Annotated in this window: 26 protein-coding genes and 2 pseudogenes; 15 read left to right on the top strand and 13 right to left on the bottom strand. The window is 73.0% G+C overall.

What is annotated here, in order from left to right; all coding sequences use genetic code 11:
- The first annotated feature begins 130 nt into the window (after window positions 1-130).
- Complete coding sequence (locus V6V16_RS19415) at window positions 131-613, top strand: hypothetical protein (protein ID WP_334564012.1); 483 nt, start codon at window positions 131-133, stop codon at window positions 611-613.
- Between the two features lie 47 nt (window positions 614-660).
- Here V6V16_RS19415 and V6V16_RS19410 read toward each other — a convergent pair.
- Window positions 661-1,476: pseudogene (locus V6V16_RS19410) on the bottom strand (EamA family transporter); the annotation flags it as partial.
- Between the two features lie 95 nt (window positions 1,477-1,571).
- Between V6V16_RS19410 and V6V16_RS19405 the strand changes: the two are divergent.
- The 5 genes from V6V16_RS19405 to V6V16_RS19385 all read left to right on the top strand — a co-directional run bounded on the left by V6V16_RS19405 (window position 1,572) and on the right by V6V16_RS19385 (window position 5,838).
- Entirely contained in the window at window positions 1,572-2,075 is a 504-nt protein-coding gene (locus V6V16_RS19405) for a MarR family winged helix-turn-helix transcriptional regulator (protein WP_334564009.1), read from the top strand.
- A gap of 127 nt (window positions 2,076-2,202) precedes the next feature.
- On the top strand, window positions 2,203-2,967 hold the full coding sequence (locus V6V16_RS19400; protein ID WP_334564007.1) for a peptidase E: 765 nt from the start codon (window positions 2,203-2,205) through the stop codon (window positions 2,965-2,967).
- Window positions 2,968-3,105: 138 nt separating this feature from the next.
- Window positions 3,106-4,191, top strand: a complete 1,086-nt coding sequence (ychF, locus tag V6V16_RS19395) for a redox-regulated ATPase YchF (RefSeq protein WP_334564005.1) — start codon at window positions 3,106-3,108, stop codon at window positions 4,189-4,191.
- A gap of 640 nt (window positions 4,192-4,831) precedes the next feature.
- Window positions 4,832-5,227: a hypothetical protein gene (locus tag V6V16_RS19390; protein ID WP_334564002.1), complete on the top strand. Its 396-nt coding sequence runs from the start codon at window positions 4,832-4,834 to the stop codon at window positions 5,225-5,227.
- A 203-nt stretch (window positions 5,228-5,430) separates the two neighbouring features.
- Window positions 5,431-5,838 carry a hypothetical protein gene (locus V6V16_RS19385; protein ID WP_334564000.1) on the top strand — a complete coding sequence of 136 codons (408 nt, stop codon included), beginning with the start codon at window positions 5,431-5,433 and terminating at the stop codon, window positions 5,836-5,838.
- Between the two features lie 52 nt (window positions 5,839-5,890).
- Here the strand turns inward: V6V16_RS19385 and V6V16_RS19380 are convergent, their stop codons facing one another.
- The 5 genes from V6V16_RS19380 to V6V16_RS19360 all read right to left on the bottom strand — a co-directional run bounded on the left by V6V16_RS19380 (window position 5,891) and on the right by V6V16_RS19360 (window position 8,629).
- A complete protein-coding gene (locus V6V16_RS19380) occupies window positions 5,891-6,718 on the bottom strand; it encodes a DUF4253 domain-containing protein (RefSeq protein ID WP_334563997.1) in 828 nt (275 codons plus the stop codon).
- An 86-nt stretch (window positions 6,719-6,804) separates the two neighbouring features.
- Window positions 6,805-7,140, bottom strand: coding sequence for a YnfA family protein (locus V6V16_RS19375; protein WP_334563994.1), 336 nt, complete (start codon window positions 7,138-7,140; stop codon window positions 6,805-6,807).
- 30 nt (window positions 7,141-7,170) lie between these two features.
- Window positions 7,171-7,434: a superoxide dismutase gene (locus V6V16_RS19370; protein WP_334563991.1), complete on the bottom strand. Its 264-nt coding sequence runs from the start codon at window positions 7,432-7,434 to the stop codon at window positions 7,171-7,173.
- Window positions 7,434-8,060 (bottom strand): superoxide dismutase, encoded by a 627-nt coding sequence (locus V6V16_RS19365; protein WP_334563988.1) that lies wholly within the window; start codon window positions 8,058-8,060, stop codon window positions 7,434-7,436. The genes V6V16_RS19370 and V6V16_RS19365 overlap by 1 nt, the downstream gene beginning before the upstream one ends.
- Before the next feature lie 167 nt (window positions 8,061-8,227).
- Entirely contained in the window at window positions 8,228-8,629 is a 402-nt protein-coding gene (locus tag V6V16_RS19360) for a hypothetical protein (RefSeq protein ID WP_334563986.1), read from the bottom strand.
- A gap of 125 nt (window positions 8,630-8,754) precedes the next feature.
- Here V6V16_RS19360 and V6V16_RS19355 point away from each other — a divergent pair, with 125 nt between their 5' ends.
- From V6V16_RS19355 to V6V16_RS19345, 3 genes and pseudogenes are all read left to right on the top strand, one after another.
- Window positions 8,755-9,216 carry a hypothetical protein gene (locus tag V6V16_RS19355; RefSeq protein ID WP_334563985.1) on the top strand — a complete coding sequence of 154 codons (462 nt, stop codon included), beginning with the start codon at window positions 8,755-8,757 and terminating at the stop codon, window positions 9,214-9,216.
- The gene (locus V6V16_RS19350; protein ID WP_334563984.1) at window positions 9,203-9,745 is read left to right on the top strand and encodes a DUF3995 domain-containing protein; all 543 of its coding nucleotides are present in this window, start codon (window positions 9,203-9,205) and stop codon (window positions 9,743-9,745) included. The genes V6V16_RS19355 and V6V16_RS19350 overlap by 14 nt, the downstream gene beginning before the upstream one ends.
- Before the next feature lie 2 nt (window positions 9,746-9,747).
- Window positions 9,748-10,000: pseudogene (locus tag V6V16_RS19345) on the top strand (ADP-ribosylation/crystallin J1); the annotation flags it as partial.
- Window positions 10,001-10,109: 109 nt separating this feature from the next.
- Here V6V16_RS19345 and V6V16_RS19340 read toward each other — a convergent pair.
- Entirely contained in the window at window positions 10,110-10,523 is a 414-nt protein-coding gene (locus V6V16_RS19340; RefSeq protein WP_334563982.1) for a GntR family transcriptional regulator, read from the bottom strand.
- A gap of 157 nt (window positions 10,524-10,680) precedes the next feature.
- On the opposite strand from V6V16_RS19340, the gene V6V16_RS19335 reads away from it, so the two are divergent.
- The 3 genes from V6V16_RS19335 (at window position 10,681) to V6V16_RS19325 (ending at window position 12,635) form a co-directional block, all read left to right on the top strand.
- Window positions 10,681-10,944 carry a hypothetical protein gene (locus V6V16_RS19335; protein WP_334563980.1) on the top strand — a complete coding sequence of 88 codons (264 nt, stop codon included), beginning with the start codon at window positions 10,681-10,683 and terminating at the stop codon, window positions 10,942-10,944.
- Between the two features lie 76 nt (window positions 10,945-11,020).
- A complete protein-coding gene (locus V6V16_RS19330) occupies window positions 11,021-11,356 on the top strand; it encodes a YciI family protein (RefSeq protein WP_334563978.1) in 336 nt (111 codons plus the stop codon).
- Window positions 11,349-12,635 (top strand): RNA polymerase sigma factor, encoded by a 1,287-nt coding sequence (locus tag V6V16_RS19325; RefSeq protein WP_334563976.1) that lies wholly within the window; start codon window positions 11,349-11,351, stop codon window positions 12,633-12,635. The genes V6V16_RS19330 and V6V16_RS19325 overlap by 8 nt, the downstream gene beginning before the upstream one ends.
- A gap of 73 nt (window positions 12,636-12,708) precedes the next feature.
- Here V6V16_RS19325 and V6V16_RS19320 read toward each other — a convergent pair whose 3' ends face one another.
- From V6V16_RS19320 to V6V16_RS19310, 3 genes are all read right to left on the bottom strand, one after another.
- Window positions 12,709-13,440 (bottom strand): class I SAM-dependent methyltransferase, encoded by a 732-nt coding sequence (locus tag V6V16_RS19320; protein ID WP_334563974.1) that lies wholly within the window; start codon window positions 13,438-13,440, stop codon window positions 12,709-12,711.
- 211 nt (window positions 13,441-13,651) lie between these two features.
- Window positions 13,652-14,014, bottom strand: coding sequence for a PH domain-containing protein (locus V6V16_RS19315; protein ID WP_334563972.1), 363 nt, complete (start codon window positions 14,012-14,014; stop codon window positions 13,652-13,654).
- Window positions 14,015-14,246: 232 nt separating this feature from the next.
- Entirely contained in the window at window positions 14,247-15,131 is an 885-nt protein-coding gene (locus V6V16_RS19310; RefSeq protein WP_334563970.1) for a LysR family transcriptional regulator, read from the bottom strand.
- An 86-nt stretch (window positions 15,132-15,217) separates the two neighbouring features.
- Here V6V16_RS19310 and V6V16_RS19305 point away from each other — a divergent pair, with 86 nt between their 5' ends.
- A complete protein-coding gene (locus tag V6V16_RS19305; RefSeq protein WP_334563968.1) occupies window positions 15,218-15,580 on the top strand; it encodes a DUF1801 domain-containing protein in 363 nt (120 codons plus the stop codon).
- Window positions 15,577-15,972 (top strand): VOC family protein, encoded by a 396-nt coding sequence (locus V6V16_RS19300; protein ID WP_334563966.1) that lies wholly within the window; start codon window positions 15,577-15,579, stop codon window positions 15,970-15,972. Before V6V16_RS19305 ends, V6V16_RS19300 begins: the two co-directional genes overlap by 4 nt.
- Before the next feature lie 99 nt (window positions 15,973-16,071).
- Here V6V16_RS19300 and V6V16_RS19295 read toward each other — a convergent pair whose 3' ends face one another.
- Window positions 16,072-16,407, bottom strand: a complete 336-nt coding sequence (locus V6V16_RS19295) for a hypothetical protein (RefSeq protein WP_334563964.1) — start codon at window positions 16,405-16,407, stop codon at window positions 16,072-16,074.
- Between the two features lie 183 nt (window positions 16,408-16,590).
- The gene (locus tag V6V16_RS19290; protein ID WP_334563962.1) at window positions 16,591-16,896 is read right to left on the bottom strand and encodes a 4a-hydroxytetrahydrobiopterin dehydratase; all 306 of its coding nucleotides are present in this window, start codon (window positions 16,894-16,896) and stop codon (window positions 16,591-16,593) included.
- Window positions 16,897-17,079: 183 nt separating this feature from the next.
- Between V6V16_RS19290 and V6V16_RS19285 the strand changes: the two genes are divergently transcribed.
- Complete coding sequence (locus V6V16_RS19285) at window positions 17,080-17,517, top strand: (deoxy)nucleoside triphosphate pyrophosphohydrolase (RefSeq protein WP_334563960.1); 438 nt, start codon at window positions 17,080-17,082, stop codon at window positions 17,515-17,517.
- Between the two features lie 76 nt (window positions 17,518-17,593).
- Here the strand turns inward: V6V16_RS19285 and V6V16_RS19280 are convergent, their stop codons facing one another.
- Window positions 17,594-18,691 (bottom strand): succinate dehydrogenase/fumarate reductase iron-sulfur subunit, encoded by a 1,098-nt coding sequence (locus tag V6V16_RS19280; protein ID WP_334563958.1) that lies wholly within the window; start codon window positions 18,689-18,691, stop codon window positions 17,594-17,596.
- Window positions 18,692-18,695: the final 4 nt, after the last annotated feature.

The following is an 18,695-nucleotide window of genomic DNA, read 5'->3' as shown; positions in this document are numbered from 1 at the left end:
GATGCCCCTGCCCGGCCCTGCCGGCTCGCGGGAATCGGACGTGGCCGTGCGGCCCGGACGGGACGCCGGGGCCGAAACTGTCGGTTGTGGCCGGTACCGTCCGGCCACCAACTCAAGAAGGGGTGCGGGGATGGGGAGCCTGGCGGGTCGGGAGGCGGCGTCGACACGGGACGGGCACCCCGCGCTGGACGGCGTGGTGGTGCAGGGCTTCTACGACCGGATGCGCGCGGTCGCCCCGGCCGCCGTCGGCGCGATCGAACGGGACCGTTCCGGCGACCCGGGTCGGGCGTTCGGCGACACGGCCTGCGGCCGGCTGGTGCGCTCGCTCGACGTCGACGGCCTCCGCGCGCTGGGCATGTGGGTGCACCACTGGTGCATGCGGTTCTACGACGACGACACGCGACCGGCCCTGCGCCTGCTCCGCGAGATCGCCGGCCGCGCCGGCCTGGGCTGGACGGCCGACGAGGTGCGCTGGATGCTCCGCGAGTCGTACGCGGCCGGCCCCGACGCCGAGGCGCGCTTCACCCTGCCGCTGGCCGCCGCCGGCGAGCTGGCCCCCGGCACCCTGCGAATCGAGCCGGTGGTCCCACGCCAGCGCGGGCCCCGCGACTGACCTGCGGGCCGGCGGGCCGGCAGTTGCCCGGCCACGGTGGCCCCGACCGCCACGGCGAAACCGGCCAGCTGCCAGCCGGTCATGGCCTGCCCGAGCACGGCCCAGCCGAGCGCGGCGGCCGTGAGCGGGCTCAGCGCGCCGAGCAGCGAGACCTGGGTGACCGGCAGCCGGGCGGCGCCCCGGAACCACAGCGCGTACGCCAGCGCCGTCCCGACCAGGGTCAGCCAGGCGTAGCCGGCCAGCGCCGGCGGGTCCGGCACCGGCGGCGTCCCCTCGACCAGCAGCGCCGCCGGCACCACCATCAGCCCGCCGGCGGTGAGCTGCCAGCCGGTGGCGGCGAGCGTGCCGACGCCCGGCGGGCGACCCCAGCGGCGGGTCAGCACCAGGCCCGCGGCCATCGCGGTGGTGGCGGTCAGCCCGGCGGCGACGCCCGCCGGGTCGAGCCCCGCGTGGGGCCGCAGCACGACCAGGGTGACGCCGGCCAGCGCCGCGAGCGCGGCCGCCAGTGCCCGCCGGTGGGGGCGCTGGTGGAGCGCGAGCACCGTCAGCCCCGCCACCAGCAGCGGCTGGGTGGCGCCGAGCACGGCGGCGCCGCCGCCGGGCAGGTGGTAGGCGGCGTAGAAGAGCAGCGGGAAGAACGCGCCGATGTTGAGCGCGCCGAGCACGGCCGCGCGCCACCACCAGCCGCCGCGCGGGCGCCGCCGGGTCAGCGCGAGCAGCAGCAGGCCGGCCGGGAGGGCCCGGAGCACGCCGGACCAGAGCGGCCGGCCGGGCGGCAGCAGCTCGCTGGTGACCAGGTAGGTCGTGCCCCACACGGTCGGCGCGGCGGCGGTGAGCAGGATGTCGGCCCAGCGTCGGTCCACGGACCCCTCCTGAAATCTTGGCGATAACTAACTTAGTTCTAAGATACTTTATGACGAGACGGAACGCGGCTGCGAGGTGCGGCACAATCCGGGGGGTGACCGAGCGGGACGAGGTCGACGGCATCGTCGAGCAGTGGCAGCGGGAACGGCCGGGGATGCGGCCCGAGCCGATGGCGGTCTTCGGCCGGATCTACCGGCTGGCCCGGCTCGTCGGCGACGAGCAGGAGCGCACCTACGCCCGCTGGTCGATCAGCCGGGGGGAGTTCGACGTGCTCGCCGCCCTGCGCCGCGCCGGCGCCCCCTACACGCTGGCGCCCAAGGCGCTGACCGCCTCCCTGATGCTCACCTCGGGCGGGATGACCGGCCGGCTCGACCGGTTGGAGCGCGCCGGGCTGGTCCGCCGCTCGCCGGACCCCGCCGACCGGCGCGGGCTCCAGGTCACGCTCACCCCGGCCGGCCGGGATCTGGTCGAGGAGGCCGCCGAGGCGGGGCTGGCCGTGCAGCGGCGGCTGCTCGACGCGCTGCCCGCCGAGGACCAGCGCCGCCTCGCCGACCTGCTGCGTACGCTGCTGGGCGCGGTGACCGACAGCGGACGGTGACCGACGCGCGGACTCCGCCGGCGACGGCGGTCGGGGCGTGCCGGCGGGCGGCCGGCCCGGGCGTCGCGGCCCGGCCACGACGCGTTTCGGCCGGGTGCCCGGCGCCCGGCGGCGGGCACCCGGCAGGATGGGCACCGCCACCGACGGAAGGACGACCGTGCCCGCCAGTGAACCGACCATCCTCGCGACCAGCATGGGCATCTACGCGCCGCGCCGGGAGGGCGGAGCCCGGCGGACCAACCCGGTCTTCGACCTCGCGGCCGAGCTGGCCGGGGCCGGGCCCGAACCGAGGATCTGCTTCCTCAACCAGGCCGAGGGGGACCAGCCGACCACGCTCACCCGGGTCTACGAGGCGTTCGCCGGCAGCCGGTTCCGGATGACGCACCTGGCGCTGTTCCCGATGCCGAACGTCGACGACGTCCGCGCCCACCTGCTCGCCCAGGACGTGATCTGGGTGGGCGGCGGCAGCGTCGCCAACCTCTGCGCGGTCTGGCGGACGCACGGCCTCGGCGAGATCCTGCACGAGTGCTGGACGGCCGGCGTGGTGCTCGGCGGCGTCTCCGCCGGCTCGATCTGCTGGCACGCCGGCGGGGCCACCGACAGCTTCGGCAGCACCCTGCGCGGCTTCACCGACGCGCTGGGCTGGCTGCCCTACGGCAACGGCGTGCACTACGACAGCGAGGAGCAGCGCCGGCCGCTGATGCACCGGCTGGTCGGCGACGGCACGCTGCCGACCGCGCACTGCACCGACGACGGCACCGGCCTGCTCTACCGGGGCACCCGGCTGGTCGAGGCGGTCGCGGACCGCGAGGGCGTCTGGGCGTACGAGGTCAGCCGGGCCGAGGACGGCACCGCGCGGGAGACCCCGATCGCGCCCCGCCTGCTCGGCTGACCCGAGACGACCCTTTGCCGATCCTGGTGCGGTGACGCCCCTCCGGGGGCCGTCTCGCGCCAGGATCCGGTACGGCCCGACCCGGCGACGACGCACCGCGTGCCGGCGGGGGAGGACACCGGCGTAAGCTGGCTCGTCGTGAGTCTCACCATCGGCATCGTCGGCCTGCCCAACGTCGGCAAGAGCACCCTGTTCAACGCGCTGACCAAGAACGACGTGCTCGCGGCGAACTATCCGTTCGCCACCATCGAGCCCAACGTCGGCGTCGTCGGGCTGCCGGACGATCGGCTGCACAAGCTCGCCGAGATCTTCAGCTCGCAGAAGGTGCTGCCCGCGCCGGTCTCGTTCGTCGACATCGCCGGCCTGGTACGCGGCGCCTCCAAGGGGCAGGGCCGGGGCAACGCGTTCCTGGCGAACATCCGCGACGCCTCGGCCATCTGCCAGGTCGTCCGCGCCTTCTCCGACCCGAACGTGGTGCACGTCGACGGCAAGGTCTCCCCGGCCGACGACATCGAGACGATCAACACCGAGCTGATCCTCGCCGACCTCCAGACCCTGGAGAAGGCGCTGCCGCGGCTGGAGAAGGAGGCCAAGCTCCGCAAGGACCGGGCCGCCGCCGTGGCCGCCGCCAAGCAGGCCGTCGAGCTGCTCGACACCGGCGTCACCCTCTACGCGGGCGCCAAGGACGCGGGCATCGAGCTGGAGCACCTGCGCGAGCTGCACCTGCTCACCACCAAGCCCTTCCTGTACGTCTTCAACGTCGACGAGGCCGAGCTGGGCAACGCCGCCTTCCTCGACGAGCTGCGCGCCCTGGTCGCCCCGGCCGAGGCCGTCTTCATGGACGCCAAGATCGAGTCCGAGCTGGTGGACCTGCCCGACGAGGAGGCCCGCGAGCTGCTGGAGTCGATCGGGCAGAACGAGCCGGGCCTGGACCAGCTCGTCCGGGTCGGCTTCCGCACGCTCGGGCTCCAGACGTACCTCACCGCCGGCCCCAAGGAGGCGCGCGCCTGGACCGTCCCGGTCGGCGCGACCGCGCCGGAGGCCGCCGGGGTGATCCACTCCGACTTCCAGCGCGGCTTCATCAAGGCCGAGGTGGTCTCCTACGGCGACCTGGTCGCGGCCGGATCGATGGCGGCGGCGAAGGCCGCCGGCAAGGTCCGCATCGAGGGCAAGGAGTACGTCATGCAGGACGGCGACGTCGTGGAGTTCCGCTTCAACGTCTGAAACCGGCTCGTTCCCGCAGTTCAGGAGGGTGTGCCCTCGCTCTGGGGCACATCGGAGGCGCGGCCTCAGGCCTCATCGCCGCCCGGCGGGGTGTGCTCCTCCGAGTCCGCCATCAGGTCGCCCTACGTTCAGCAGGCGGCCGACGGGAACTACCCGGAGCGTTCGCGGATGGCAGCCGCCACCATCTGGGAGCAGCGGGACGGGGTTGCTCGATCGGCTTTTCGGCCGCTCTGCTGCGGTCCGGGTCAGTCTGCTGTCAACCCGTCGAGAGTCAACGGCGGTGTGGCCAGGAGTGGGGCGGGTCGCCGGTCGAGCCCACACCCCGCGCCGAGGCGCGGGGTGTGGGCTCCAGCGTCGAGGCCATCAGGCGTCGGTGGATGACAGCCGGGGTGCGGCAGGGCTCACCCGACGATCATGTCGCCGCGCTCGCGGTCGGCCTTCAGCAAGAATCGGCACCCGCGAAAGCCCGAGGCAAGATCGCAACAGTGTGCGTTGAACTCGAGCGCGAGGGGTGATACAGGCAGGGCCCGTCGGTGCCGTAGTCCCATACCACCTTCGCCCACACCGCGTAACTGCAGCCGTTGTAAATTCTGGCCGTCTGGGTCGTGGCGGTGGAGCCCGAGATGTAACGGTCTACGCAGTGGGGCGCATTGTCGGCGTAGGCGGGCGCGGCGAGAACCGTGACGCCCAAGCCCCCGCTGACTATCGCCACAGCGATGGCCTTCTTCGTCAAATTCTTGATCATGCTACTTCCCCGTGGATTGTGGTAAATGCCAGTGAGGGGTTCGCGAATCCCACAGTGAAGATTATCAATCAAATCGATGTCGGGCAAGCAGCGAATTCGTCGGCCCCCAACCCGGTCGACCGTAAACTCCCGTGCGACCGCACCAGAGGCGAACGCATCCTCGCAGGTCAGGAGTCGGCCGAGTCGGGGGAATTGGTGTATGCCGGAGGTGTCGATGAGGTCGACCCGGTGGCGGAGGCGTATCTGGAGAGCGAGACGATGGCGTGCGCCGCCGGTGGTTGCGGTGGGTAATGAGAGAGAAGGGATCCACGCCCGTCCAAACGCCCGTACTCCTGGTCATCTCGGAAACCTCGACGACGGTGCCCGGGTCGGCGAATCAGTCGCCGGCCGTCCCCGCTGGTGGCGGAATAGCGGCTCCGTGTTCCGCTTCAGCGTGTAGCCCGTCCACGGCCGCACGTCTGAACCCGTCCTCGTCGTCCCGGTACGCTGCGCACGTGCGATACGTCCCCAACGAGCTGCTGGGACGGCTCGTCGGGCTGCGCCTGTACTCGGTGCAGTTCGTCTTCGACTACGTGCAGTTGCACTTCGACGGCGAGGCGCCCGGCGAGACGCCGGTGCTCAACTGCGACATCCTTCCCGCCGTCACCCGCGAGGGGCGCACCTGTCTGCCCGGGGAGCCCGGCTGGGCTGACGCTCTCGTCCGGCTCGTCCCGCGGATCGTTACCGGCACCCGTGAGAGGACAGGGACGGGGATCGAGCTCGACCTGGGTGACGAGACCGTTCGCCTCCATCCGACGCGTGAAGAGGTCGACACCCCCGAGATCGCCATGCTGTCCGGCTTCGGCGACGGTCGGTGGATGGTGTGGAGACCTGGCGAGGACTCCTTCGAGGACCTCGCCTGACGCGAGTCGGAGTCGATCGGTGTGCCGGTCGGGTGCCGTGGTCGCCGACGCGTCAGTCCCACCAGAAGTACCACCGGTCCGTCGGCACCTGGAGTTGGGCCACCCGGTGCGGCTCGCCGATGAACTGGTCGAGGTCGTCGCAGTACGCGAACTGCTCGACCGCGACCCGCGCCAGCTCCGCGGGTCGCGTCGGCGGCTCGGCGACGACCAGCCCGAGAGCCACGGGGCCGAGGTAGCGGATCTCCGCCCCGAAGCGTTCCTGCCAGCTTCGGAGCACCCCCACGTGGTCCGCCTCGGTGAGGCGGGGGTGGGCGCGCGAGGCGTGCCAGTCGGACGCGTGCGGGGCATCCAGCAGCACCGGCAGCTCGAAGCTGGCGCGGGCGGGCACCAGGCAGAGCCAACGCGGGTCCCGGGAGACCCCGCCGAATTCGCTGTGTCGCCGCCACGGCCCCTCGGCTGGATCGGCGTCCATCAGCTCGCGGGTGTGAGCCACGTCGAAGAGGCCGAGATGGTAGGCGGTCGTCTCCTGATCGGGGATGGTGTACTCGGAGCTGCCGGCGCGCTGCGCGGTGATCAGCTCGTTGACCACCTCCGCCGGCGGCCGGGCGAGCGCCGCCGCCAGCCTGTCCGGGTCGCGTGGCGCGCCCTCGCCCGACAGCGCCCAGTCGGCGGGGCCTTCGCGGCTGAGGAACGGCAACAGCCCGGTCCGGCCGTGCCGCGCCCGAAGCCGGCGCCACAGCTCGGCCGCCCGCGCGGTCTCGACCCGGACGCCGTACACCGGCAACCCGTCGGCGGTCACCGCGGCCGCGAGCGTGGTGGCGTCGATGCCGACGGAGGTCAGCAGCCGCCGTACGGCGGCCGGCCGGTCGGGTTCGGTCACGGGAGGCACCGTGTCACGTGTGTGCGGCGGGCGTCCAGGGGTTTCTCGGCCTAACACGGGCGCGCGGCCCCCTCCGGGCGCCGCCGTCAGCCGCCGCGTGGGGCGTACATGATCACGGCGACCCCGGCCAGGCAGAGGGCCGCGCCGACGAGGTCGTAGCGGTCGGGACGGAACTTGTCGACGACCATGCCCCAGGCCAGGGAGCCGGCGACGAAGACGCCGCCGTACGCGGCCAGGATGCGGCCGAAGTTCGGGTCCGGCTGGAAGGTGGCGACGAAGCCGTAGCACCCGAGGGCGACGACCCCGGCCGCCACCCACAGCAGCCCCCGGTGCTCGCGCCAGCCCTGCCACACGAGCCAGGCACCGCCGATCTCGGCGAGCGCGGCGAGCAGAAAGAGCAGGATCGAGCGGGCCACCGTCATGGGTGGGACGGTAGCGGGGGCGTCACCCGGTCACGGCGTGGGTGGCCGACCCTCGACGGCCGCGATGTGCAGGGCCATCTCCTGCGCGATGTCCTCCATGCTCTGGCCGGTCTGGGCCCGTACCAGGGTGAGCGCCAGTTCGGCCAGGAGCATGAAGCCGCGGGTGCGGGTGGCATCGTCGGGGAACATGGCGAGCAGCTGTTCCGCGCCCTCGACGTCACCGCGGTGCCTGGCGGCGATGACTCCGGCGGCGCACTGCGCAGCGGTGAGGGCCGACGCGGGGTCGGCCGTCATCAGGGCGTCGCGGTGAGCGGGCTGCCGGCGGCCCTCGCGGCGTCGAAGCGCCGCGCGACGTCGGCCCAGTCGACCAGGTCCCAGAGACGGTCGACGTAGTCGGGGCGCACGTTCTTGTACTGCAGGTAGTAGGCGTGCTCCCAGGCGTCGAAGACCAGGATCGGCGTCGAGCCCTGGCCGACGTTGCCGTGGTGGTCGTAGACCTGCTCGACGATGAGGCGCTGCGCCAGCGGCTCCCACGCCAGGACGCCCCACCCGGAGCCCTGGACGCTCTTCGTGGCGGCGGAGAGCTGCCCGGCGAAGCCGTCGAACGAGCCGAAGTGCTCCTGGATGGCGGCGGCCAGCTCGCCGTCGGGGCGGTCGCCGCCCTCGGGGGAGAGGTTGTTCCAGAAGATGGAGTGCAGGACGTGCCCGGAGAGGTTGAACGCCAGGGTCTTCTCCAGGCCGACCAGCGCCGAGTAGTCGCCCTTGTCGCGGGCTTCGGCAAGCTGGTCGAGGGCGTCGTTGCTGCCCTTGACGTACGCGGCGTGGTGCTTGCTGTGGTGCAGTTCGAGGATCTGACCGCTCATGGCGGGTTCGAGCGCCCCGTAGTCGTAGGGCATGTCGGGGAGCTTGTAGACGGCCATGCTGAACCTTTCGCGGAGGGAGGTCTCCCGGCCAGTATGCCTTATTGCAAAGTTCTGGCAACTACGGAATATTGGCAAGTGGAAGGGAGTGAGCGGCCTCCTCCACGGCCGCGCCCGTCCGAGGGGCGCGCCTCCGCGCCGCGATGATCACCGGTGGAGGCGCGCCCTCACGCCCCGCCGCCCGTCCCGCCGTTCCGGGCCGCCGGCGTCCCGGCCGGCCCGGTCACCGCTGCCGCTGCCTGCTCGGCGAGCCCGTCGAGTACGCCGACGTGTGCCGCGGGCACCCGGATGTCGAGCGTCAGCGCGTCGGGGCCGGAGCGGGACAGTTCGAACGCGAAGAACGAGCAGCACGACGATTCGCGCGCCGTCAGGTCCCGTGCCGCCCGCTCCGCCCGCGCCGTGCCGGCGAGCCGCAACCGCAGGTGCCGCGCGGAGAGCCGGGCGACGCCGCGTACCGCCTCGCGGAAGAACCGGTCAAACTCGGCGAGCCGCAGCGGCCGCGCGGCGGTCGGCAGCGTGCACGCGTCCGGCACCCAGGCGGCTTCCGCCGTGCAATGATGGTCGTCCATGTCTCGACGGTAGCCCGGGGCCGGGTACCCGCCCGGTCGTGCGCCCCGCGCTCCCTCCCACGGGGGAGGGGGTCCCCTCGCGTCAGGGAGGCGGCGCGCCCTCCGCCGGGCCTAGCTTCGTGACCATGGATGCCTCTCCTGGTGCGCGGCGGTGGCCGGCCTACGCGGTGGCGGTGCTCTTCCTGGCGTACGCCGTCGGCAAGGCCGCCTTCGCCCTCGACTCCCGGCTCGGTTTCCCGGGCGGCCCGGTCGTCCCGGCCGCGGAGCACGAACGCTACGCCCGCGACGTCATGGGCGTGGCGACGGCGCAGTGGTCGGCGGCGGCGTCGGGGCTGGCGGGCGCGTGCCTCGCCCTCGCCACGGTCACCGCGCCCGGGCGGCGGCTGCCGAGGCTCCCGATGCTGCTGGCGCTGGCGGGCATGCTGCTGGCCGTCGGGGCCGGCGCGGCGATCATGGTGGTGGACGGGTTCGTGGGCCTCGGCGTGGGCTGGCAGTGGTACCACGGCATCCTCGGGCTCGTCATGATCGGGTTGCTCGTGGCGATGACCCGGTCCTACGTGGTGGCGACGAGACGTGTCACGGGGTGACCGCGCGCGGGTGGGGGCGTACGGCGCGGCGGCCTGCGCCTCGGCCTACGGGGCGATGAAGCTCGCGCAGGCGCTCGGGGCCAACGCGCTGGCCGACAAGGACCCGCTGCCTCCGCAGCTGCGCGAACGGCTGCTCGCCCGTGACCCGCTGTTCGTGGCGAGCCACTGGGCGCTGGCCGCCGCCGCGGTGGTCGGTGTCGTGGTCGCGCTGGCCACCCTGCGTCCCTGGCGGGCGGCCCTCCCGCGCCGGCTGCTGCTGGCGGTCGCCTGGACGCTCGGCGTCCTCATGGTCGCCCGCTCGGTCGGGGCGCTGGGGCACGGCCTCGTCGGCGACGCGCTGCTGCTGACCGGCGTCCGGCCGCCTCCGGTCGGGCACGCCGCCCTGGCGCGTGACCTGGCACGGTGGGACCTGCTGCTGTGGTCGCCGTTCTTCCTGCTCTGGGGGGCGTGCTGGGCGGCGGCGGCCTGGCGGCTGGGCAGGCGCGGCCGGGCCACCGCTCCGGACGCCCCGGGCCGGCGAGCCCGATGACCCGACCCTGGCCTCCCCGGCTGCCGGACCAGCCGATCTTCTACCCGGTGCTCGACGAGGAGTGCGCCGTGAAGATCGGAACGTACCGGCGTCGGGCGTCTGCTACGTGACGAGGTTTGCCGTCGACCCGCCTTCCTCGCCCGCTATCCCGTCCGGCAGGCCGGCGGCCGGACCATCCTGGAGCTGTGGATGCCGGCGGAGGAGCTGGCGGAGTTCAACGACCACATCATCGGCGTGATCGAGGTGGTCCACGAGTCGAGTCGACTCACGGGTGGAACGCCATGGCGGTCAAACGGCCGCGTTGACAGCCATGGCGTTCCACCCGTGGGGTGGCGGGACCGGCAGCATCGCGCCGATCGCGGGTTCAGCCGGCGGGGCGGGTCAGCTCGACCTGGTCGCCGGCCAGCACCTCCGTGCCGCCCCGCGGATGGCGGACCTCCAGCACCGGCACGCCCTCGTCGAGCTGCATGCTGCGCCGCTCCTCGCCCGTCGGCATCCGCGCGATCACCGTCGCGCCGGAGGGCACCTCGACCGGCCGGCGTGCGGGCGTTTCGCGCACGTGACTGCCGTGGCCCCGCACCGTGCTGACCAACCCCTCGGACCGCAGCAGTGAGATTGCCATGCGCACGGCTTCGCGGCCGATGCCGTACTCCTGCGTCAGCCGGGTCTCGCTGGGCAACGTCGTCCCCGGGAGGAACTCGTCCGACTCGATGCGCCGCCGCAGCAGGTCGGCGAGCTGCACGTAGACCGGCGTGTGCGAGCGCGGATCGATGGCCATGACACATAAGCCTTGTTCCCCCGTCGGTAGGTCTGGTTGTGCCCCTGAGCCCCTGGGCCTATAGTCCCAATGACGCTTGGTGCTCGGGCGGGAATGTTCTGTCACCTTGCGGTTCCGCTGCCCTCATGCTCGTTCACCGCCGGAGAGGTCGTCGCTGATGAGAGCCGTCCCGGAGCGCTTCGTCATCCACCTGCCGGTCGTCACGCGGGACCTGCTCTCGGCCGTACGCCTGGCTCGGGTGGTGGCGCGCTGGGCGAGCGTGCTCGCGCAGACCGACCCTGGCGAGACCACGGTCTCCGCCGAGGACGCGCAGCACCTGCGGCACCGGGTCTTCTGTGACACCCTGCTGCCCGAGGGCCGGCGCTGCCTGCTGCGGGCCGACCACGACGGCCCCTGCACCCGCCGACCGGCGAGATTCTGAACTCGTCCGCCGGGGGCGTCCGGAACCGGGCCGCCCGTTCGTCACCCTGGTGAGAACCCGAGACCGAGGAGCGCGCATGAAGTACCTGATGTTGGTCTGCACCGACGGCGAGCCGGACACCGACCGGGCCGACTGGCCGGACATCGAGGCGTGGGTCGCGGAGAACGACGCCCGGGGCCGGCGGCTGACGGGCGACGCGCTCGCCGAGCCGACGGCGGCCACCACGGTCCGGGTCCGCAACGGGGAGCTGCTGGTCTCCGACGGCCCGTTCGCCGAGACCAAGGAGGTGATCGTGGGCTTCGACCTGCTGGAGTGCGCCGACCTGGACGAGGCGATCGAGGTGGCGCGCGCCCACCCGATGGCCCGCGCGGGACGGCTCGAACTGCGTCCGGTCGTCGGCCTGGATGGCTGACGGCGCCGCCGGCCGGCTCGCGGTGGCCGACGCCGTCGCCGCCGCGAGCACCGGTTCGTACGCCCGGATCGTCGCGTCGCTGATCCGGGCGACCGGCGACTGGACCCTGGCCGAGGACTGCGCGCAGGAGGCGTCGGCGCTCGCACTGACCCGCTGGCCGACGGAGGGCGTGCCCGCCAACCCGGGCGGCTGGCTGATGACGGTGGCCCGCAACCGCGCGATCGACGTGCTGCGGCGGGCCTCGGTCGAGCGGGGCAAGCTGCGCGAGCTGGCCCTGCTCGCGCCGACCGGGTCGGCGCCGGAGCCGCCGGCGGGGCGGGGGGAGGTCGTGGACGACCGGCTGCGGCTCGTCTTCACCTGCTGCCACCCCGCCCTGTCGCTGGAGGCGCGGGTCGCCCTGACGCTGCGTACGGTCTGCGGGGTGCCGACCGCCGACATCGCGCGGGCCCTCCTCGTCACCGAGTCGACCATGACCCGGCGGCTCACCCGGGCCAAGGCGAGGATCGCCGCCGCCGGCATCCCCTACCGGGTGCCGACCGGCCCGATGCTCGCCGAGCGGCTGCCCGGCGTCCTCGCGGTGCTGTACCTGCTCTTCACCCGCGGCTACGACGCCGACGGCGAGCCCGCCTTCGCCGACGAGGCTATCCGCCTTGCCCGGCTGCTCGACCGGCTGTTGCCGGCCGAGCCCGAGGTGGCCGCCCTGTTGGCCCTGTTCCTCCTCCAGCACTCGCGGCGACACGCCCGCCGCGACCGCGACGGCGAGCTGCTCACCCTCGACCGGCAGGACCGTGCCCGCTGGGACCACGCCGCCATCGCCGAGGGCATCGGCATCCTCGCGCGGGTCGGGGCCGACGGCCCGTACGCCCTCCAGGCCCGGATCGCCGCCTGCCACGCGACCGCCGGGTCCGCCGAGGCCACCGACTGGGCCGCGATCGCCGGGGCGTACGACCGGCTCGCCCTTCGGCAGCCGACGCCGGTGGTCGAGCTGAACCGGGCCGTCGCCCACGGCTACGCGCACGGACCGGCGGCGGGGCTGGCGCTGCTCGCCGCCGCCCGGGCCGGCGGGGCGCTGGACGGGTACCCGCTCGCCGTCGCCGCCGAGGCGGAGCTGACCGCCCGCCAGGGCGACCGGCACCGGGCCGCCGCGCTGTTCCGGCGGGCGGCCGAGGCGCACTCCGGTGCCGCCCGGCGCGCCCTGCTGGATCGCGCCGCGGTCCTGCTGCCCGGGGGGAGGCCGGACACCGGCCCGGGGAAGGAGCGGCCGTCCGGGCCGGACTGACCGCTCCCTCCCGGCCCCGCTGGTGCGGTCGGCCGAGGCCCCCAGCGGGGGCAGCCGGCCGGGATGCCGGGGCCTACCGGCTGCGGTAGACCGAGACGTGCGAGGCGCTGTCCGCCCCGAAGGGCGACCGGTGCCAGTCGGCGTACCGCTCGGCGAGCCGGAGGCCGGCCCGCTCCGCCAGCTCGTCGATCTGTTCCGGCCACAGGTAGCGCATCGCGAAGGGACGCAGGTGCACGCCGTCCCGGTCGAACGTGACGGTCTGCCGGACGAACGTCTGCGCCGCCCGGTCGTACTGGTGCAGGCGGATGGTGGCCGAGTCCTCGGTCACCGCGCGCATCCGGACCTGCTCGTCCCGGTCGAAGTCGGTCGGGTCCGGCACGAACGCCTCGATGACGAACGCGCCGCCCGGCGCGAGCACCCGGGCGACGTTGCGGAAGCAGTCCGCCTGCCGCTCGGCGTCGACCAGGTTGAACAGGGTGTTGAACACCAGGTACGCCAGCCGGTACGGCCCGGCGACGGGCACGTCGGCCATGTCCCCGATGGCGACCGGGACGCCGTCGCCGCCGGGCTTGGCGCGCATCTTCGCCACCATCTCCGGTGACGCCTCGACGCCCTCGACGGCGACGCCACGCTCGGCGAGCGGCAGCGCGACGCGGCCGGTGCCGATGGCGAGTTCCAGGGCCGGGCCGCCGTCGGCCAGGCCGGCGAGGAAGTCGACCGCCGGAGCCGGATCCGGGTTGCCGGGATCGTCATAGGTGTCGGCCCACAGCCGGCCGAAGAGACCGGGATCGTCGAAGACCGACATCATCGGCCTCCGGGGGTGGTGCGGTCAGCGGCGCCCGCCGGCGCGGGACGTGCGGGAGTAGTGGTTTCCACGAAGCCTCGATTTCGCTGGGACGGAGGTTCCTGCCTGGACGGGCCTCAACGCGTCGGACATCGTCGTCTCCCCTCACTCGACCTGCCCCCACCCAACCGGCCCGGCCCCGCGCCGGCAACCGCTTTACCCGCCGACCGGCTCAGCTGATGTGGTGCAGGATCACGTTGTGCACGTGGTGGCTCTTCTCCGAGCCCCGGAACTCCACCTCGTAGGTGTGCGTGCCGACGTGGATCGCGATCGCCCCGGTGGAGAAGAACGAGCCGCCCCACGACTTGTTGCTGACCACGCTCACGCTGGTGATCTTCGAGTACGGGATGCTGGTGATGGCGTACCGCTTGCCGACGAAGGAGCGGTCCTGGATGATGACGCGCCGGTCGGTCAGGCCGATGAAGCCGGTGCCGGTGCCGACGGCGTCGTAGACGGCGATGATCTGTTCTCCGTGGAGCAGGCCGCTCTGGATCTGCTGGAACTGCTCCTTGCGGTCGTACGTCGCGTTCGCCATGTCCTCCACGGTAGGAAGGGCGCGCCAGCTACAAGATCACCGTCGGCGGGCGAGGACGAGGAACTCGCCGTCGCCCCGGCCCACGGGCTCCCCGCCCCAGCCGCCGTGGACACGCTCCACGGCGAAACCGGCCGCCCGCAGCGAGCCGCGCAGTTCCTCACGCGCACCAGCCGTGGCTGGCGGAACTCCCCGTGTCTCACCGGCGCGATCATGCCAGCGGGGAGGGTGGGTGTCAGGCCGCGTTCGCGTCGGTCGCGGCCCGGACGAACTCGTGGACCCGGGCCGTGCCGTTGCTCTCCTGCCAGACCAGGCCGCGCCGGATCGGCGGGGCGTCGTGGATCGGCACGTACGCCACGTCGGGCCGCGGGTAGTAGCGGCGGGTGTGCTCGCCCACCGGCAGCACCCCCCGTCCCATCGCGACAAGCGTCAGCATCTCCGAGAAGGTGTTGCCCGCCGGCCCCTTCGGCACCGGCCGACCCGACGGGGTGTGTTCGGGGGTGCGGTCGCGCTTGAACTCGGCCGAGGTCACCGCCGGGTACTGCACCACCGGGTGGTCGCCGAGCACCTCCAGCGAGACGGACTCCTCCCGGGTCAGCCGGTGCCCGGTGGCCACCGCGAGCAACCGCCGCTCCTCCAGCAGCGCCGGCCCGCAGGCCATCCCGTCGAAGGGGTACGCGGCCATCAGGACGTCGACCGAGCCGTCGAGCAGGCTCTGCCGGGAGTTGAAGAGCTGGACCTCGCGCACCTCGACCTGACAGTCGGGGTGGCGTCGGGAGAAGAGGGCGACCGCCTTGAGCAGGGTCGGCGCGGTCCACTCGCCGAGGAAGGCGACCCGCAGCCGCCCGGTGACGCCCCGCCCCGCCTCGACGGCCCGGCGTACCGCGTCGTCGATGCCGGCGACCAGCGGCGTCAGGTCGTCGGCGAGTTGCCGGCCGATCGGGGTGAGCCGCACGACCCGGCTGGTGCGGGCGAACAGCGGGGCGCCGACGCGGCGCTCCAACGTCTTGACGACCTGACTGACCCGCCCGGTGGTGACCCGCAGGCGCTCCGCCGTCCGACCGAAGTGCAGCTCCTCGGCGAGGGTCAGGAAGGTCTCCAGCTCGTGTCGTTCCAGCACGCCCCGCCCCATCGTTGAATCCGGCTCAACGATGGTAGTGCGATCGTGTCTTGGTCGGCGTCGCCGGGCGGCGGATCGTGAACCGCATGGAAACGACGACAGTCACGAACTACCTGGCCCGCCTCGAACCGCCACTGCGCGAGATCAGCGAGAGGCTCCTGCCCGTCATCGAGGCGGCCCTGCCGGCGGCCACGGGGGCGATGTGGCACGGCCACCCGGTCTGGGGGCTCGGCGACCGGCCGGGCCGGCGCCCCGTCTGCCTGCTGAAGACGTACGGCTCGTACGTCACCTTCGGGCTGTGGCGCGGCCGGGAGATCGGCGATCCCTCGGCCCGGCTCGTTCCCGGCGCCCGACAGATGGCCTCGGTCAGGCTGCGGGCCCTCGCCGACGTCGACCCGGCCCTGTTCACCGACTGGCTGCGCCGGGCCCACGACCTGGAGGAGCGGTGAGCGCGGTGCGGGTCACGGGCTTCGACCACCTGGTGCTCAACGTCACCGACGTCGAGCGGGCGCTGGACTTCTACTGCGGCCTGCTCGGCCTGGCCCCGGTGCGGGTCGACCAGTGGCGGGCCGGTCGGGCGCCGTTCCCCTCGGTGCGGGTAGACCCGGGAACCATCGTCGACCTCGTACGCCGGGACCGGGGCGAGTCGAACGTCGACCACTTCTGTCTGGTCGTGGAGCCGCTCGACTGGGCGGAGGTCGTCCGGTCCGGGGTCTTCAGCGTCATCGAGGGGCCGGTGTCCCGGTTCGGCGCCCGGGGGAGCGCGACCTCGATCTACGTCCGGGACCCGGACGGCAACGCCGTGGAGCTGCGCTGGTATCCGCAGGACGGGGCCGCCTGACCCCGGGCCCGCGTCGCGGCCGGCCGGCCCCGGGAAGCGCGAAGCCCCGCCGACGCGTCGTGCGGACGCGGACGGCGGGGCTTTCGTGACGCGGTGCGCCTACCGGCTGGTGCGCGGGTCGTTGTCGCGGCTGCGGCTGCCGGCCTTGGCCAGGCCCCGGCTGATCAGGTAACCGATGGTCAGCAGGGTGATGTACCACCACGCCTTGTCGGCCGCGAAGTAGTCGCCGCCGTCGTTGGCGGCGCCGTCGCCAACGGCGTTCGAGGCGATCAGCACGCCGATCACCGAGAGCAGGTAGACGGCCAGCTCGGTGGTCTTCCACGACGGCTTGGTCTCGTCGCCGTGCCGGTGCGCGTGCCGGACGTCGTGGTCGCCGTGGTGCTCCACCTGGTGGGTGGTGTGGTCTGTCCCGCGGTTGGTGGTGGGGGTAGTCATGTCAGCTCCAAAAAAGGCGTTATAAGAGGTTCAGTCCGCTGCGGGGCGGTTGTCTGCTCCCGCACCGAATTGATACCCCCGCGCCGTTCAGGGAAACATCAGGCTTCCCAGCCGATTCCCAGGTGACTCCCGACCGCCGCGCCGACAGCGGGAGAGGGCCGGCACCGGCGGCCCGGCCGGCGGTCAGGGCTGGGTGACCGCCCGGTAGGCGTCCTCGATGCGGGCCGCCAGCAGGACCTCGCCCTCGGTCAGCGGCGCGTTGCCGTGCCCGACCCTGATCTGGGTCTGGTTGGCCCGGCGGCTGATCTCGGGACGCAGGTGCAACGCGTCGGCCACGACCTTCACCCGCTCGGTGAGGGCCGCGTGCTGCGTGTCGTCGATGGAGAGGGTGCGGCGGATCTGCTCACCCTCCCGGATCCAACCGGTGAGCAGGGTGAGAGCGTCGCTCAGGTAGTCGTGCTTCGCTCGGCCGCTGAACAGCGCGCGCATCACCGCACCTCCCAGACGCCGTTGCCGGCTTGTGGCCAAATCGTCGCCGTCCCGTGTCTTGTCGGTGCCCTCTAGTCTGTCGTCGCCCGCTGGGTGTGTCCACGCCCACACTTCCGGGTTCTGCTGCCCTGACGGTCGGCCACGGTACCCAAACCGCCTATTGATCTGGCACGCTGGACGCCCGTGCGGACCGAACGGGCTAATGGCGGCGGGCAGGCCGAGCGACGGGACCCGAGGGTGATCGTCGGAGCGGCGATCATCAGGGACGGCCGGGTGCTCGCGTGCGCCCGCTCCGCCCCGGCCGAGGTGGCGGGCATGTGGGAGTTCCCCGGCGGCAAGGTGGAGCCGGGGGAGAGCGAGACCGCGGCGCTCGCCCGCGAGTGCGCCGAGGAGCTCGCCGTACGCGTGGAGATCGGCGACCGGGTGGGCCGCAACGTCCGGATGGCCCACGGCCGCTCCGTGCTCAAGGTGTACGCGGCCCGCCTGCTGCACGGCGACCAGCCGCAGGCCCTGGAGCACTCGGCGCTGCGCTGGCTCGCCGGCGACGAGTTGGACAGCGTCACCTGGCTCCCCGCCGACGCTCCCATCGTCGAAGCCCTCCGTCCGCTCCTCGCGCCCTGAGCCGAAGCGGACACCCGGGCGGAAAGGGGACGGGGGCCGGCGGCGTCAGCCGCGGCCCCCGTCATCACCTGCGCAGTCAGTGCTTGTCCTGCTCCGGGTGGGCGAAGTTCAGGTGCTCCGGCGGCAGCGGGAAGGTCACGTCGTCACCGAACGGCGACGGCGCTGCCGCCCGGTCGAAGGTGAGCTCCGTCAGCGGCAGCCTTCCGTGGTCGTCGACGGCCGGCGCGGTCGGCCTCGGCACCTCCCGGTGCCAGTTGACGCCCTGCTGCGCCTGCACCTCCGCCTGCGGGTCGTGCGAGCCGCCCGCGTGCGAGTGGAACCCCGCGTTGGCCGAGCTGCCGCGCACCGCACCGCCGACGTGTTCGCTGGTCACGATGGTCTGAGGCACCTGACCCCTCCGGAAGATCTTGCTACCAAGCCACACAAGGGGATCGTACCTGCGGTCGACGACCCGCTCCTTCATGGGGATGATCCCGTTGTCAGTGATCTTGATGTGCTCGGGGCAGACCTCGGTGCAGCACTTGGTGATGTTGCAGAACCCGAGGCCCTGCTCGGCCTGCGCGTACTCCTTGCGGTCGCCCTTCGCGTCCAGCGGGTGCATGTCCAGCTCGGCGGCCCGGATGAAGTACCGCGGCCCGGAGAACGACTGCTTGTTCTCCTCGTGGTCGCGGATCACGTGGCAGACGTTCTGGCACAGGAAGCACTCGATGCACTTGCGGAACTCCTGCGAGCGTTCCACGTCGACCTGCTGCATCCGGTACTCGCCGGGCGCCAGGTCGGCCGGCGGGGCGAACGCCGGCGTCTCCCGGGCCTTCTCGTAGTTGAACGAGACGTCGGTGACCAGGTCCCGGATCACGGGGAAGGTGCGCAGCGGGGTGACCGTGACCGTCTCGTCCTCCGTGAAGGTGGACATCCGGGTCATGCAGCTCAGCCGCGGCTTGCCGTTGATCTCCATCGAGCAGGAGCCGCACTTGCCGGCCTTGCAGTTCCAGCGGCAGGCCAGGTCGGGCGCCTCGGTCGCCTGGAGCCGGTGGATGACGTCGAGGACGACCTCGCCCTCGTTCACCTCCACCGCGTAGTCCTGTAGGTCGCCGCCGTTCTCGTCGCCGCGCCAGATGCGGAACCGGCGCTTCGCGCCCGGCTTCCCGGGCCCCTGGGACTTCTGGTTACCCATTGCG

Source organism: Micromonospora sp. CPCC 205561 (genome assembly GCF_036906775.1).
Classification (GTDB): Bacteria; Actinomycetota; Actinomycetes; order Mycobacteriales; family Micromonosporaceae; genus Micromonospora.
This window is presented reverse-complemented; position numbering and strand designations above follow the sequence as displayed.